The organism is Acinetobacter sp. LipI_19 (assembly GCF_058242925.1).
In genome coordinates this window covers 835,385-850,326 of the sequence record NZ_JBZAYK010000001.1, presented here as the reverse complement: position 1 = coordinate 850,326, position 14,942 = coordinate 835,385, and the positions used below count along the sequence as shown (strand labels likewise).

Here is a 14,942-nt window from a genome sequence, read left to right as displayed (position 1 = left end):
TTCATTTCTCAATAATGGGTATTCGATAAAATTTAAAAAAAAAAACCCTGCAACAAGGCAGGGTTTTGGCGCATTAAACGTATGCTTTTAACACTTCGTCTTTTGCCATCACTTGCTGAAGTGATGCTAATACTTGTAGAGAATTTTGATTTTCTGCTGAATAGATACTGGCAAAGTTTGACTTCGCCACAGCATTGAAACGTGCTTTATCTGCATCTTTAACATTTAATAATGAAGCAAGTACATTTAGGCTTTCACCTTGTCCTACAGCCATATCACGTGCAAGAGATTCTGAGTTTTCATTGGTAAATGTCACGACTTGAGCAGTTACTTTGCCATTACCATTACATCCTAAAGTACCAAATGTAATACCTAATAATTGGTTAGTGAAAAGACCATTAGTGGTTGCCGCTAAAATCTTAGGTACTTTTCCAGACTGACCAGCCCAAACTTGCGAGCCGACACCACAACCCACATCTGGATCAGCCATAGCAACACTTGAACCCGCAGCCAATACAGCAGCTAAAGCGATTTTTTTTAACATATAATTCTCCAGAATTTTCATATGCATTGTTTTAATTCAACATATGTAAATTGTTATTTTCCATTATGTGTAAGTTTGATTACACCTATTTAGATTTATCACATAAATTCAGATATGCAAATCTAAATGTGACAATTACGAAATTATTTATTGTACTTTTTTAGTGACCATTCACCTTCTTTATTACGTACTCCAAGAATTTTAAGGACCAAAACTAGACTTAAAAGTAAGAGTAAATACCAAGAGCCTAGCTTCCCCCATCCCACCATATGCCATGCATCTACTTGACTTGGGTACAACCAAATTTTATTAAAAGTGCTAATATTTTCAGCAACCCAAATTAAAAATGCCAAAACGACCAGTACTGGTAACATCGGAAGCTGAAATTCATGTTGCTGTAACTTAAAACGAACTTTTGTTTTCCAAAAAATTACCACACTCCAAATAAATAGTGCATTTCGAAAATCTGGAATAAAAAATTTGCTCATAAAATTGAGATAAGACAAAACTGCTAGACACAACATATTGGCAAAATTGGGCAAATTTAAAAAAGAAACCTGATACAAACGTAAAGAACGGGCAAAAAAACTGCCAACTGCAGAATACATGAATCCTGCAAATAAAGGCACAGTCAAAAGTTTAAAAACGGCAGGTTGTGGATATTGCCAAGAAGCAATCTGTGGGTGGGTTAAAAAAATTTCCATACCCATAGCCATAATATGAAATAAAGCAATGACTTTGGCTTCTGCCCAAGATTCAAGTTTTAAAAACAATAAACAGGCTTGAATGATCAGCGCATATAATAATAAATAGTCATAACGGAATAAACCATAAAATTCATGGCTGCCCATATTCGCCGTAGTAATAAATGCAATCAACAATAAAATACCAAATAAGGCAGCCGATGCTGCCTTAAGTAGAAATTCAAATAATGATTTAAAATAGATCATAAATACATTTACAACAATAAGTTAACCTAAATATTTGGCACTGTATTGGTGTACAGTATCAATAAATGCTTTGGGTTTTTCAGGATCAACCCACTGCGTAATTCCATGACCTAAGTTGGCAATATAACCTGTTTTCTCTCCATTAGCATAAGCATCATCAAGCATAGCTTTGGTTGCTTTTTCAATAGAATCAGCTGAACCATACAAGGTTGCTGGATCTAAGTTCCCTTGTAATGCTGCACGTCCATTAACTGTTTGACGAGCCACGTTTATTGGCGTAGTCCAATCTAAGCCAAATCCATCTGCACCAGTTGCAATCATTGGCTCTAACCATTGACCACCACCTTTGGTAAATAAGATCACAGGCACTTTACGTCCTTCATGCTCTCGTTTTAACCCAGCAACAATTTTCTGCATATATTTGAGCGAAAATTCTAGATATTCACGGTGCGCCAATGCACCACCCCAACTATCGAAAATTTGTACGGCTTGAGCACCCGCCTCAATTTGGGCATTTAAATAGTCAATTACAGCATCGGCTAAACGATCTAATAAAGCATGTAAAACTTCAGGTTGTGCATACATCATGTGTTTCGTAAAACGGAAGTCTTTGCTTGAACCGCCTTCCACCATGTATGTTGCCAAGGTCCATGGACTACCTGAAAAACCAATCAAAGGCACTTGACCAGCCAAAGCTGAACGAATGGTTGAAACAGCGTTCATTACATAAGCCAGATCAGATTTGGCATTGAATTTCGGTAAATTAGCCACATCTTGTTCTGTACGAACTGTTTTATGGAATTTAGGACCTTCTCCAGTTTCAAAATAAAGTCCTAAACCTAAAGCATCGGGAACAGTCAAAATGTCTGAAAATAGAATTGCAGCATCAAGCTCATAACGGCGCAAAGGTTGTAAAGTCACTTCACAAGCAAATTCTGTATTTTTACAAAGAGAAAGAAAATCACCTGCTTTCGCACGTGTTTCACGATATTCTGGTAAATAACGCCCAGCCTGACGCATCATCCAAACTGGAGTCGTATCTACAGGTTCACGCAATAAGGCACGTAGAAAACGATCATTTTTTAAGGTCGTCATTTACTTTCCCAATCAAAAATTAAATTCGCCCCATCATAGCAAAAAGGTTTGCTCCATAACCATTTCTAGAAAATTTTTCTCAACAAAGTTTAGGGTCTGTTGATATTTCATAAATGGCTTGCGTTGTAGATTAAAATTGAGCATGAGACGTATACGTCGTAAAGCATGAAGAGAATAGCGAGACTATTTTCGAGTTTCATAACGAAGGCTGAGATAAATTTAGCCACTACCCTAAGCAAGAACAAAGCACTGCTTTGTTTGCAGCGCAAGGCGCAGCAGAGGGCTAGCGTGTTTTTTGACGCTACGTCGTTACCTTGCGAAACAATGTTACTTATCACTTAGAATGACTAAATTTCATACTCCGCTCCTAGTATCGCCTAAAAAATACACGTAGTCGCAAACGTAGACGAATTGTCAACTGACCCGATTTGATTACTTAGATTTAAATTCCCACGGGTATACGAAAATAAAACAAAACTTGCAGACTAGGAAAATGTCTATAGAAAAAAATGATTAACACAAAACAAATACTGCAACACCTTATAATTTCTGCAATACTTACACAGATTTTTAGTTATAAATTATGAATAATTCTTAAGGTTGATCTACATGTTCGTTCGCTCAATTCTTGCTTTGAGTTTAAGCTGTTTATTAACAGGTACAGCTTTTGCTGCATCTCCAGCTGAGCAACCTCTAACGCCTAAAAAAGTTGCTGCTCCTGTTGAAGATCCTATTGATCCACTTGCTATTGATGATTCTGCTTCAAGTGTAGAAACACAGATAAGTCAGCAAGAGCAACAAGACTTAGACAAAGCTGCAAATACGCTACAAAATTTAGAAAAAACTGAGGATAAAAACTCAGGTACCGCTATCTCTCCATCTTCACCACAGACTACGACTGCAAAAACGGCAAGCAATCCTAATGCACCTAAAGCGTCATGGACTTTAGATGGAATAAACAATGCACAATGGTACGAAAATATTGGTAAGGGTCAATTCCCTGTCTATGCCCGTGCCCATGTCATGTTAAATAATGCCCATGCTTCACCTGGTGCCATTGATGGTTCAAGCGGTATGAATACGCTTAAAGCAATCGCTTCATTCCAACAAATGAATGGTATTAAACCTACTGGTGAATTGACTCAAGAAACTTGGGATGCTTTAGTTTCTCAACAAGGCAATAAGCCTGCTTTTGTGGAATATACGATAACAGCTGAAGACCTAAAAGGTCCTTATGCAAAATCGATTCCGCATGATTATGCATTACAAGCAAAAATGCCAGGCCTGTATTACACTCGTGTAACAGAAATGCTAGGTGAAAAATTTCACATGGACGAAGAGTTTTTAAAGAAACTGAATCCTAAAGCGACATTTAATAAAGTTGGTGAAAAAATCGTTGTGACGAATATTCGCAATGAATTACCTGAAAATATTCATTTGATTGTCGCGCATAAAGGTGCGAAGCAATTATATTTGTTTAATGCACAAAACCAAATGGTTGGCTCTTTCCCTGCAACAATTGGTAGTTCTGATACACCATCTCCAAAAGGAACTTATAAAGTTACTGGAGTTGCACGAAACCCATGGTATAGCTATTCACCTAGTAACTTTGTACAAGGTAAAAACTTAAAACCATTATCATTACCACCTGGTCCAAATGCTCCTGTAGGGAATATCTGGATTGGATTGAGCAAAAAATCATTTGGTATTCATGGTACACCAAATCCATCTGCAATTTCGAAAACAGCTTCACATGGTTGTATTCGTTTGACCAACTGGGATGCCAATGACTTAGGTAAAAAAGTTAAATCAGGTGTAACGGTTAAATTCTTAGAATAATCTTATACTTGATAAAATAAAAAACCAGTGTGCATACACTGGTTTTTTATTGCAAAGATAAAAATTTATCGTTCCAAAAATAAAACAATATGTTGCTTATTTGCTATTTCATCCCAATTACTTAAATATTAAAATTCATTCATGTTAAAAAATAAAGAATTGGAGATTTGAGATGAATACTTTTTTACATCACAGTGAAAACCGTGGTCATGTAAAAATGGGGTGGTTAGATACCAAACATAGTTTCTCTTTTGGTAGTTGGTATGACCCTAAATATATGGGTGTTGGTTCTTTACGTGTAATCAATGACGATACCATTGCAGCACATAAAGGTTTTGGTACTCACCCACATGACAACATGGAAATTTTGACTTGTGTGCTTAAAGGTACTATCTCACACAAAGACAGCATGGGAAATGAACGTCATATCCATGCGGGTGAATGGCAATTGATGAGTGCGGGTACAGGTGTACAACACAGTGAAATCAACCAAGGTGATGAAGCGGTTCATATGCTACAAATTTGGGTAATTCCAAATGTTCAAGATGCCGAACCGAATTATCAACAAATTGAACGTGATCCTAAAAAATCACCCAATGAATGGCAATTGATTGTTGGCCCAAATAACAATGCGCCGATGCATATTCGTCAAGATGCTGAAATTAAAGCGGCATATCTGGAAAAAGGTCATACCCTTGAAGTTAAAGCAACCCAAAAATTTAACTATGTACATGTAATCGATGGTGAGATTGATATTGCGGGTCAAGTCGTTAAAGCAGGTGATGGTTATTTATTTGACGAAGATTCGACACTCACTGCACATGAAGATAGCCAATTTATTTGGTTTGATTTAAACAGCTAATTCATATGCAATAAAAAACCTCCGCATGTATAGATGGAGGTTTTTTATGTCGAGCTTATTGAACAAGTTAGAAGCCGTGTTTAAGCACAAAAATCTTTTTTCTGATCTTTAATCAATGATAAAGCAGCATTCCAAGCAGCCTGAACAATCGGTTCAGCAGCATCACTTTCAAATTGCTTCACCGTATATTCGCATATTTGCTTACTCGGATAATGAAGTTTTGAGCTGCTCATGGCTTTAATCTGAACCTGACAAGCTCGCTCTAAAAAATAAATTTCATGAAATGCTCTTGCAATACTGTTTCCAGTGGCTAACAAACCATGATTGCGTAAAATCATGCAACGATAATTTCCCAAATCCTGAACCAAACGTTCTCTTTCAGCTGTAGAAAAAGCGATACCCTCATATTCATGATAAGCAATATTGTTATAAAATTTCAGCGCATGTTGTGACAAAGGCAATAAACCTTTTTCTTGTGCAGAAACAGCTATGCCATCCGCCGTATGGGTATGAATGACACAGTGAATATCATCTTTAGCATGATGTAAGGCAGAATGAATGACGAAGCCTGCAACATTGACCATTTTGCCTTGATCATAATCTGCCACAATATTCCCTTCATGATCAATTTTCACCAAATCTGAAGCTTTCATCTGATCAAATGTTACACCATAGCGGTTAATCAGAAAATGATCAGGCTCATGCGGGACACGTAAACTGATATGGGTATCTATCAAATCAGTCATTCTATAATGTGCAATTAAACGATAGAGTGCTGCCAACTGGCAACGCGCTTCCCATTCAGTCTTATCAATATACTTTGGGCGTTTCATCATAAAATCCTTTTTATTGCCTATGTATAAAACATCCATAGTTTTAGCGAGAGTTCAGCAAATAAACAAGTCTTAATTCGTGAATGAAGACTAAAAAATTATTTTTTGGGTTGCATAATATAAAAAATCCAAACCAATAATTGAATATTGATTTGGATTTAAATTATTAATTATCATATTTCATACTATTATTTATATTTATTAAATTATTATAATAAGTTTTCATTTTTGTTTATTTTTATTAAAATAAAAATTAAATTATTATTTATTTTAATTCTTCATTATTATTATAAAACACCCTCATTATCTATTATAAAAAGTAGATTTAAATACTTAACTGATAAAGTAATTTCTTTCCTTTAAAAGTTAAATTCTTAATAAAAACAATATCTCTATTATCTAAGTAAGAAATAGCATCATCAATTTCAATGTAGTCTTCATCAATCAACCATGAAATATCCAATTCATTTAAATCAACCATACCGACTAAGTAAATAGTCTGTTTTTTATTTTGCCGATTTTGAATATTTTTTAAAATTTCGCGTATCTTAATCCAGTCTTTCATATTTTAAATCTCATCGTGCTTACAGGTTCTATTATATTTATTGGAGAATTAAATACTAGATAGAGAAATGCCCTGTGCGACAAAATTTGTCGCACAGGGCAGCACCCTAAAAAACCAAATATCTGTAAAAATTTCAGCCACCAATATGGATACGAATTTCCCCGATAATCGCTTTAAAATTGCAATACTAAGGCTTGAATTCATACCCTATATTCAATTCTCTTGCTTATAGTCAAACAAGGAAAAATCACCTATGCTGTAACGCTTTTTACAAACTCACTGCAAGCGTCGCAAATTTTTGTGCATGTGATTAATCTTTGCAAAATCTTGATTCCATACTTTCACTCAGGTACAAACTTTGCTCAAGGACATGCCGTATATCATCTCATTGTCCCTAACCTACTAAATGCCACACCGTTCACTATAAAATCTACTGTTCAATCACTTAAAATCTCAATCTGCGCCTTTAGCTTAAGAGGACTGCGATAAGGACTTTGCAGCATCACTTGATTCTAGCTTGATCTCATCGGGCTGTTTTTCTCTACGATTTAAAACTAGATTCAATAAAATTGCAGCCAAAGTTGCTGTACCAATTCCACCAAGATCAAATGAACCAATATGTACACTAAAATTACCTGCGCCCATGATCAAGCTGACCGCAGCAATAATTAAGCTACTGTTTTTAGTGAAATCAATTTTATTATCAATCCAAATCTTTGCACCAGCCACTGTGATTAAACCAAACACCACAATTGAGGCACCACCTAAAAGAGCAACAGGAATAGTACTAATCACAGCACCGAATTTAGGTGATAAGCCCAACAAAATTGCAAAGATCCCAGCGATTACGAAAACTGTGGTTGAATAAATTTTAGTGACGGCCATAACCCCAATATTTTCAGCATATGTGGTCATACCTGTTCCCCCAACAGAAGCTGACAAGCTGGTACATACCCCATCTGCAAAAAATGCACGGCCCATATAAGGTGATAAATCACGACCCGTCATTGCAGATACAGCTTTAAAGTGACCTAAGTTTTCAGCGACCAGAATTATTGCTACTGGCGCAATTAACAACATGGCGTTTGCATTAAACGAGGGTGCAACAAAATGCGGGAGACCAAACCACGCCGCATTGCTAATGACTGCAAAATCGATCGCTTTGCCAAAGCCCATTAAATTGGCAAGGATAAAATATAGAACATATGCACACACCAACCCCAGTAAGAGCAATAAGCGACGCATCATGCCTCGGGTAAATACAGCAATCGCACTGATACAAAGGATTGTCAGAATTGCCATCCAAGTATCAAATGGGTTTGCAGAAACACTTTTAATGGTGACAGGTGCTAAGTTTAGACCAATAATCATCACGATTGCACCCGTAACAATCGGTGGCATCAACTTTTCAATCCAACCAGTTCCCGTCTTCATGACAATTAAACCAATTCCTGCATACACCAAACCACAAGCGATGGTCCCCCCTAAAGCCAAGGCAATATTTGGATTTGACCCCACACCTGCATAGCCCGTTGCAGCAGCGACAGCGCCAATAAATGCAAAACTAGATCCGAGGTAACTCGGCATTCTTCCACCCGTCATCAGGAAAAATAAAATCGTGCCGATACCCGTGATAAATATAGTCAAATTGGGATCAAAGCCCATCAGCAAAGGTGCGAGAACCGTTGCACCAAACATTGCAAATGCATGTTGCAAGCCCAAAACGATACTTTTTCCAACAGGTAAATATTCATCAATTTGCACAGGGTTTTGATCTAAATTACCTGTGTATGGTTTAAATGATGTAAACCATGGTTCTTTTGTCGCCATTTTCTAATTCCCCATATTTAGAGATCAACATACATTTTGAGGTTCACAATAACTGCGTTTGAAATATAGAAGCGCATTTAAACTTGGGTTGTGACGAATTGCTTTGACCCGACAAAACAATACATCATGACTACCGACCACCTGACTTGATACCACTTCACAATCAAATGAAATTAGGGCGTTATCTAACACCGGAGAACCTGTCACGAGTTCACTCCATTCACCTTGTGCAAATCTGTGTTGCATGGGTGTTTTGCCACCAAATAAATTAGACAATGCGGCTTGATTTGAACCTAATGTATTGACACACAAAACTTTATTTTCAGAAAAAACGCGATATACCGATGCGGCGCGATTAAGGCATACCAATAAGGTTGGAGGTGAATCAGTTACACTACACACTGCAGATGCGGTAAAACCTGCCTGTCCTGCATCACCTTTAGTAGTGATCACATTGACTGCTGCACCCAAATTAGACATACCTTGTCTAAAGATAGCTTGATCAATTTCTAAATGGACTTTAGTTTCACAAGGATTGGTAAATTCAATAATTTCACCACTAACTGTACTTTCCTGTTTGACCATTTGCATCATAACTCTCCCACCCCAATGCGCAAATGTTCATCGAGGTTAAAATTCATTTTTAAAAAAATGACTAAAACACATAGACAAATTTAGACATGCATTATCCCACATGTGCTATTGATGCAATTTCAACAAGGGCTTCAGGTTTAACCAGTCCGACCTGTACACAATAACGAGCGGGTTTGTCATTGGGAAAATATTCAGCATAGACCACATTTATTGCGGCATAATCTGCCCAATGTTTGACGAATATTGAGTTAAACGTCACATCATCCATCGTGCCACCTGCAGTTTCGATGACGTTTTTAATGGTTTCTAAAATATGTCGGGTTTGGCCTGCGGCATCACCGACACAGACCACCTCATTATTTTCATCAAATGCTAAAGTCCCAGAAACATAGACAATATTGTCTGCTTTGGTTGCAGGCACATAAGGTGCAAGGGGTTTAGCTGTACCTACTGGGATCACAACTTGTTTGGACATTTTAAATTCCTTTATTTTTTCCTTAAAGCATCTTCGCCATAGACTTAAACTCTAGAAAAGACACTTGATCTGGTTAAAAGCATTAAGCTGATTTACTAAAAGTGACTGAATTTGGCTGCTCTTGTTGGGTTTTGAATGTCTGTACAAATGATTCCGTATCAGATACCCATCCAAAAAAGGTTTTAATATTATATAAGGCTGCCTCTTGTGCTGATTGAGGGCCAGCTTGATAACATGCATCTTTTAGCGCTATACCAAAATATTCCAAGAAAAAACCATCTCTAAGGGTTGATTCCACACAAACATTGGTGGCAATCCCAACGAAAACTAAATTTCGGATGCCACGAGTACGTAAACTACTGTCCAATGCTGTATTAAAAAAACCGCTATAGCGTGATTTCTCGATCACAATGTCTTGAGGTTGAGGCTTTAGTTCATCAATTAATGCAAAATCCCAACCACCTTTTGCCAATAATTTGCCTTGTAAATCAGGATTTTTACGCATGGTTTTTAAAGCATTGGATTTATGAAAGTTAGGAGAACCTATGCCACCGGCTTCTACATATTGTTCATCCCATCCATTTTGAAAATAGATCACTTGGATACCGGCTATATGTGCTGCATCAATGCTTTTTTTAATATTGGCAACCACAGGTTGAGTAGTGGAAACATCAAAACCAGCCAAATCCAAATAGCCACCAATTGAGGTATAGGCATTTTGCATATCAATGACGATAAGCGCCGTTTGTTCAGGTGCGAGCTGAATCGATTCTGGCTCCGCTTTTAAAATTTTGCCTGTTCCTGCATGAGTCGTGAAATCTGTACAAACCAGATTTTCTATCACTTTCGAGTTTTCAACTATACTCATGCGCTTTTCTCCAAAACGGATTGAGCTAGCTGTTGATAACTTGCAACAACCTCCTCACGACAAGCCATCAACGGTTGGACGCGCTGTCCAAAATCCTCAACCCCTTGGATAAAATCATCAAATGTTAAAAGAATTCCTTCAGTGCCTTTAATGGTAGAAATTTCATCCAGCATCATGGCAACATTTTCATAAGAACCGACGATTGTGCCCATATTAATATTGACGGGTGAAACACTAGATGCCATTTGACGAATATTGGTATCTGTACCTGATGTTTGATCTTTACCGCCTTGATTCATTAACCAGTTAATTGCTGCCAGGTCTGCACCTTGGTTATAGTTCTCCCATTTCGCCATAGCTTCTTGATCTGTTTCAGCTGCAATCACCATAAACAAAACATAGGTTTGAACATCTCTTCCTGTCTGATCAGTATGTACTTTTAGACGTTCATTGATTTCAGCATAGGCCGTTGGTGTATTGAAACCTTTTCCAAAAACAAAATTATAATCTGCATATTTTGCAGAGAATGCTAAGCCCGCATCAGATTGACCAGCACAAATAATTTTCATGGCGGATTGTGGTATTGGCTTTACTTGGCAATCATCCATTTGGAAGAAATCACCTTTGAAATCAGATGTTCCCGTTGCCCAAAGCTCACGTAAAATTTCGACATATTCAGATAAGTAATCATAACGTTTAGAGAAATAATCATCCCCTGGCCACAACCCCATTTGGGTATATTCTGGTGGTTGCCATCCAGTCACAACATTTAGCCCAAAACGTCCATTTGAAATCGAGTCAATCGTTGATGCCATACGTGCCACAATGGCTGGTGGCATCACCAAAGTCGCTGCCGTAGCAAAAATTTTTATTTTACTGGTCACTGCCGCTAAACCCGCCATTAATGTAAAGCTTTCTAAGTTATAATCCCAGAATTCAGTTTTACCCCCAAAACCACGCAGTTTAATCATCGACAATGCAAAATCAAAACCATAATGTTCTGCACGTTGTACAATCTGTTTATTCAATTCAAATGTTGGCTTATATTGCGGTGCATTTTCTGAAAGCAACCAGCCATTATTTCCAATCGGACAAAATACACCAATTTTCATAGCTAAACCTCACTGTACAAAAAATATTCTAAAAATATTTGATATAAAACCAAAAACAAAAACCATCTTGTAATTATAAATAATGCATACAACATGCCACTAAATTTAATTAGTTGTTTTCATTATTAATTTTTTTATATTTATTTTTTATTTTACCTTTTGGTAAAATTTATGAATTTTTAAGCCATAAAAAAATAAACTAAAATAGTGCATAAATGCGTCATTTTAGATCATTTATAATTTTAAAATTAACCGACTCTATAAATAAAAAACCGCAGATGGTATGCGGTTCAATAAGATAAAATTCTGACGAAATACAACACTGGTTCAATAAAATTAGTAATCTAATAAAATAGTTATTAAAATAAATCTTTATAATATTTTACAAGCATCATCAAAATCTAATCTTGGTAATCTTGTATATATTTTTGTATGATCCCCATATCCTATGTTGACAATCATATTAATCGAATAATCAGTCTCTTTAAAGAAAGTCTCATTCACTTGCATATCATCAAATCCAGACATTGGCCCTGTGTCCAAAACTAAACTTCGACATGCCATAATCAAATACGCAGCTTGCATCGAGCTATTTCTTAAAGCTGTTTCATTGGCAAGTTTGGGATTTGAGGTAAACCAAGATTTAGCGTCTGTATGCGGAAAAAGTTTAGCAAATTGATTATAAAATTTCTGATCCGTTGCTACCAACACTGTCAAAGGCGCTGTCATGGTTTTCTCTATATTTCCCGAGGATAGCGCAGGCTTTAGTTGTTCTTTCGACTCAGATGTCATTAAAAATATAAATCGAGCAGGGCAACAATTGGCAGAGGTAGGTCCCATTCTCACTAAATCATAAATTTGCTGAATCTATTCAGTGCTGACTGCCTTATCCAACCAAGTATTGTGCGTTCTGGCATCTGAAAACAATTGGTTTAAACCTATGTTGAGGCTCTGGTTCATAGGGTTTCTTCTACTAAATTTTGAATTAAAATCTGATTGACTGTATTACTTTCTGTTACAGATGAAGCATGCGCACCGGTTTCCAATAGTGTTAATTCGCCATGCCCCAATATTGCTTTAAGGTCTATACTCTTTTGATAAGGCACCAAAAAATCATCTTTGTTGGCAATGTAATACACATCAGTGTTCGCCAAAGCAGCGATATGTTGCGGTAAAATTTTAAAATTCATCAATGCATTTAAGCGTAGCAACACGTTATTAATCGGTGGGAAATCTTTAAATCCCTTGCTTTCGATCTCTTGAATTTGTTGAATATGCTTTGAAATATAAGCAGGTGGATATAGAAATAGAGCTTGTGCACGTATATAAGCTTCAGCACCAGCATTTTCTAACAAGGCAATACGGGTTTTGAAACATTTATCTGTATGTGGATCAAGAGCATCCCAAGCATTAATAAAGGTTAGACTCGACAGTGAAATTTCGGTGTTGTAGATCAAAACAGCCAATTCAGCTCCAATTACCGCACCTAAGGCATGCCCAATAAAATGGCATTGTTTGATTTGTTGTTGTTGAAGTATGTCTAATACTTGCTTTGCCATATTCTTTATTGAATATGCTGTGGGTAATGCTTCAGAGTCTGCATGACAACCTTCTTGGTCATAAACAAGCACCTGAAAATATTGAGTTAAAGTTTTAATTTGTGGTTGCCAAAAAGATGCATGCCCACCTAAACCAGAAGATAGAACTACAGTTTCAGCATCTGGTTGCGCTACACACGGGAAAATTTGATAGCTCATTTTTGACCATTTGATAAATTAATCACTTTGATGACAGCAAAAAATATGCCGAATAATATTTATATTTAGTTTTGAAGGGTTTTTGATGGCGAATGTGAATATGAGGATTGTTATGTTATTGGCTACTTGCTCAGTAGCTATAGGTCTATTATTGATAAAACACACAATGAGCTTTTGTAATAAAGCGAGTTTATATTCAAAATAATCTGATTTCACAACTAGAAAACTACACGCTCAAATTTTGATGTGTCCTTAGCATTCTTAAATTGATCATAAAAAAAGCAACAAAAATGTTGCTTAAAAACACGACAGACTTAAAGCGTTATCCTCAAATATCTTCTTTATCAATCAACGCATCCGCTTTAAGTTATAAGTCACAACTCCCCATATTTCGAATTCTTGCCCTTCTTCAATATAAATATTTTTAAACTCTGGATTCTCAGCTTTTAACCAGACTTTCGGTGGATCAAATTGTTTATCAATCATCAAGCGTTTCACCGTAAAATCATTATCAATACGGGCGATGACAATATCACCAGATTTTGCAGAAATGCTACGATCTACAATCAAAGGGTCTTCGATATCAATCCCCACATCTTGCATTGAAAGCGAATTTGCTTTAACAATAAATGTAGAACTCTCATTTCTAATTAAATATTCATTCATATCTAAAGATTGTTCTATACTATCTTGAACTGAAAATGGCACACCAGCAGCGACCCTTTCAGTCGCAAGTGGAATCTGATAGACCTTATCATTCTTAGGCTGTATGGTCTGGATCTTCATGCTCGCTGTTAAATCACTGAGCTGACCATTTTTGAAATTTTTCAGTAACCAGTTTTTGATAAAATCGACTTGTGACTCTGGTACACGGATGACTTTGGTTGGCTCACTAAACTGTGCCTTACGCCCAGCATTTGCTCTAGCACCTCCGTGTTCAAATTCTACTTTCTTAGACATTATTTATCCTATATGCTTCATAAAAGCCTGTAAAATCAATATAGCTTGAAAAAGTTACAAATTCAAGTTGACGGCAAGTTTTTTTTGAATAACAATAACTCTATCGATCAGTTTTGATACATCTATTTGAACAAGGACGACAAAGATAATCAATATACTTATCATAAATCAATAATTTAGAATACAGATATCTTGTTAATTTATTGATAATTTTGAATAAGTTCTCTGATCTCACTTAAGCACTTAATTGATTGATTTTCTATGTGGAGACATAAAAATGGCGACTCAACGTGATGCAATTCTTGGTTATGCAGACGAACAACATGCTTACTATATTCGTTTGATTGAAGACAATAATGTGTTAGGCAGCCAATATGGTTTATTTTGTGAAAATACCAATAGTGATATCGCTGAAAGTATAATGACTACATTATTTTTAAAGAAATCATTTTGGCTAAATGGCTCTGAATTTAGTGATATTGTAAAAGGTTTAGAACCTCTTCCCCTTTAAACAGATGCTCACCTGATAAAATTGAATATGCTTAAATATTCAACTGAAGTTTATGATTTGATATGTATTTAATAATTAAAATGTCGTTGTATTCCCCTCGATACAACGACGATTTAATTTCAATTAATCATCAGATCAATAGGTTTG

General features: G+C 36.3%; 15 protein-coding genes and 1 pseudogene. 3 read left to right on the top strand and 13 right to left on the bottom strand.

Annotation, left to right across the window (positions count from 1 at the left end):
* Positions 1–73: 73 nt before the first annotated feature.
* From AC4CVF_RS03975 to hemE, 3 genes are all read right to left on the bottom strand, one after another.
* On the bottom strand, positions 74–544 hold the full coding sequence (locus tag AC4CVF_RS03975) for a DUF3015 family protein (protein WP_336954027.1): 471 nt from the start codon (positions 542–544) through the stop codon (positions 74–76).
* Positions 545–687: 143 nt separating this feature from the next.
* Positions 688–1,494, bottom strand: coding sequence for a DUF817 domain-containing protein (locus AC4CVF_RS03970; protein WP_419327836.1), 807 nt, complete (start codon positions 1,492–1,494; stop codon positions 688–690).
* A gap of 21 nt (positions 1,495–1,515) precedes the next feature.
* The gene (gene hemE / locus AC4CVF_RS03965) at positions 1,516–2,589 is read right to left on the bottom strand and encodes a uroporphyrinogen decarboxylase (RefSeq protein ID WP_336954030.1); all 1,074 of its coding nucleotides are present in this window, start codon (positions 2,587–2,589) and stop codon (positions 1,516–1,518) included.
* Positions 2,590–3,198: 609 nt separating this feature from the next.
* On the opposite strand from hemE, the gene AC4CVF_RS03960 reads away from it, so the two are divergent.
* Both AC4CVF_RS03960 and AC4CVF_RS03955 read left to right on the top strand, forming a co-directional pair.
* Complete coding sequence (locus AC4CVF_RS03960; RefSeq protein ID WP_490788922.1) at positions 3,199–4,428, top strand: L,D-transpeptidase family protein; 1,230 nt, start codon at positions 3,199–3,201, stop codon at positions 4,426–4,428.
* Positions 4,429–4,600: 172 nt separating this feature from the next.
* Positions 4,601–5,290 carry a pirin family protein gene (locus AC4CVF_RS03955; RefSeq protein ID WP_336954032.1) on the top strand — a complete coding sequence of 230 codons (690 nt, stop codon included), beginning with the start codon at positions 4,601–4,603 and terminating at the stop codon, positions 5,288–5,290.
* 80 nt (positions 5,291–5,370) lie between these two features.
* On the opposite strand, the gene AC4CVF_RS03950 is transcribed toward AC4CVF_RS03955, so the two are convergent.
* The 10 genes and pseudogenes from AC4CVF_RS03950 to AC4CVF_RS03905 form a co-directional block, all read right to left on the bottom strand.
* Complete coding sequence (locus AC4CVF_RS03950) at positions 5,371–6,123, bottom strand: class II aldolase/adducin family protein (RefSeq protein WP_336954033.1); 753 nt, start codon at positions 6,121–6,123, stop codon at positions 5,371–5,373.
* Between the two features lie 325 nt (positions 6,124–6,448).
* Complete coding sequence (locus AC4CVF_RS03945) at positions 6,449–6,688, bottom strand: hypothetical protein (RefSeq protein ID WP_336954034.1); 240 nt, start codon at positions 6,686–6,688, stop codon at positions 6,449–6,451.
* A gap of 471 nt (positions 6,689–7,159) precedes the next feature.
* A complete protein-coding gene (rutG, locus tag AC4CVF_RS03940) occupies positions 7,160–8,518 on the bottom strand; it encodes a pyrimidine utilization transport protein G (RefSeq protein ID WP_419360512.1) in 1,359 nt (452 codons plus the stop codon).
* A gap of 24 nt (positions 8,519–8,542) precedes the next feature.
* On the bottom strand, positions 8,543–9,112 hold the full coding sequence (gene rutF / locus AC4CVF_RS03935) for an NADH-dependent FMN reductase RutF (RefSeq protein WP_419327835.1): 570 nt from the start codon (positions 9,110–9,112) through the stop codon (positions 8,543–8,545).
* 91 nt (positions 9,113–9,203) lie between these two features.
* On the bottom strand, positions 9,204–9,587 hold the full coding sequence (gene rutC / locus AC4CVF_RS03930) for a pyrimidine utilization protein C (RefSeq protein WP_336954038.1): 384 nt from the start codon (positions 9,585–9,587) through the stop codon (positions 9,204–9,206).
* Between the two features lie 82 nt (positions 9,588–9,669).
* Positions 9,670–10,455: a pyrimidine utilization protein B gene (rutB, locus tag AC4CVF_RS03925; protein WP_336954039.1), complete on the bottom strand. Its 786-nt coding sequence runs from the start codon at positions 10,453–10,455 to the stop codon at positions 9,670–9,672.
* Complete coding sequence (gene rutA / locus AC4CVF_RS03920; RefSeq protein WP_336954041.1) at positions 10,452–11,567, bottom strand: pyrimidine utilization protein A; 1,116 nt, start codon at positions 11,565–11,567, stop codon at positions 10,452–10,454. Before rutA ends, rutB begins: the two co-directional genes overlap by 4 nt.
* Positions 11,568–11,939: 372 nt before the next feature.
* A pseudogene (locus tag AC4CVF_RS03915) lies at positions 11,940–12,527 on the bottom strand (malonic semialdehyde reductase).
* Positions 12,524–13,324 (bottom strand): pyrimidine utilization protein D, encoded by an 801-nt coding sequence (gene rutD, locus AC4CVF_RS03910; protein ID WP_336954042.1) that lies wholly within the window; start codon positions 13,322–13,324, stop codon positions 12,524–12,526. Before rutD ends, AC4CVF_RS03915 begins: the two are co-directional and overlap by 4 nt.
* 348 nt (positions 13,325–13,672) lie before the next feature.
* On the bottom strand, positions 13,673–14,284 hold the full coding sequence (locus AC4CVF_RS03905; RefSeq protein WP_336954043.1) for a LexA family protein: 612 nt from the start codon (positions 14,282–14,284) through the stop codon (positions 13,673–13,675).
* A 277-nt stretch (positions 14,285–14,561) separates the two neighbouring features.
* On the opposite strand from AC4CVF_RS03905, the gene AC4CVF_RS03900 reads away from it, so the two are divergent.
* On the top strand, positions 14,562–14,795 hold the full coding sequence (locus AC4CVF_RS03900) for a hypothetical protein (protein ID WP_004724652.1): 234 nt from the start codon (positions 14,562–14,564) through the stop codon (positions 14,793–14,795).
* Positions 14,796–14,942 lie beyond the last annotated feature (147 nt).

Coding starts and splice junctions, on each gene's coding strand:
- hemE (WP_336954030.1), bottom strand. CDS start 2,589: ATGACGACCTTAAAAAATGATCGTTTTCTACGTGCCTTATTGCGTGAA.
- AC4CVF_RS03955 (WP_336954032.1), top strand. CDS start 4,601: ATGAATACTTTTTTACATCACAGTGAAAACCGTGGTCATGTAAAAATG.
- AC4CVF_RS03905 (WP_336954043.1), bottom strand. CDS start 14,284: ATGTCTAAGAAAGTAGAATTTGAACACGGAGGTGCTAGAGCAAATGCT.
- rutA (WP_336954041.1), bottom strand. CDS start 11,567: ATGAAAATTGGTGTATTTTGTCCGATTGGAAATAATGGCTGGTTGCTT.
- rutG (WP_419360512.1), bottom strand. CDS start 8,518: ATGGCGACAAAAGAACCATGGTTTACATCATTTAAACCATACACAGGT.
- AC4CVF_RS03960 (WP_490788922.1), top strand. CDS start 3,199: ATGTTCGTTCGCTCAATTCTTGCTTTGAGTTTAAGCTGTTTATTAACA.
- AC4CVF_RS03975 (WP_336954027.1), bottom strand. CDS start 544: ATGTTAAAAAAAATCGCTTTAGCTGCTGTATTGGCTGCGGGTTCAAGT.
- rutD (WP_336954042.1), bottom strand. CDS start 13,324: ATGAGCTATCAAATTTTCCCGTGTGTAGCGCAACCAGATGCTGAAACT.
- AC4CVF_RS03945 (WP_336954034.1), bottom strand. CDS start 6,688: ATGAAAGACTGGATTAAGATACGCGAAATTTTAAAAAATATTCAAAAT.
- rutF (WP_419327835.1), bottom strand. CDS start 9,112: ATGATGCAAATGGTCAAACAGGAAAGTACAGTTAGTGGTGAAATTATT.
- rutC (WP_336954038.1), bottom strand. CDS start 9,587: ATGTCCAAACAAGTTGTGATCCCAGTAGGTACAGCTAAACCCCTTGCA.
- AC4CVF_RS03950 (WP_336954033.1), bottom strand. CDS start 6,123: ATGAAACGCCCAAAGTATATTGATAAGACTGAATGGGAAGCGCGTTGC.
- rutB (WP_336954039.1), bottom strand. CDS start 10,455: ATGAGTATAGTTGAAAACTCGAAAGTGATAGAAAATCTGGTTTGTACA.
- AC4CVF_RS03970 (WP_419327836.1), bottom strand. CDS start 1,494: ATGATCTATTTTAAATCATTATTTGAATTTCTACTTAAGGCAGCATCG.
- AC4CVF_RS03900 (WP_004724652.1), top strand. CDS start 14,562: ATGGCGACTCAACGTGATGCAATTCTTGGTTATGCAGACGAACAACAT.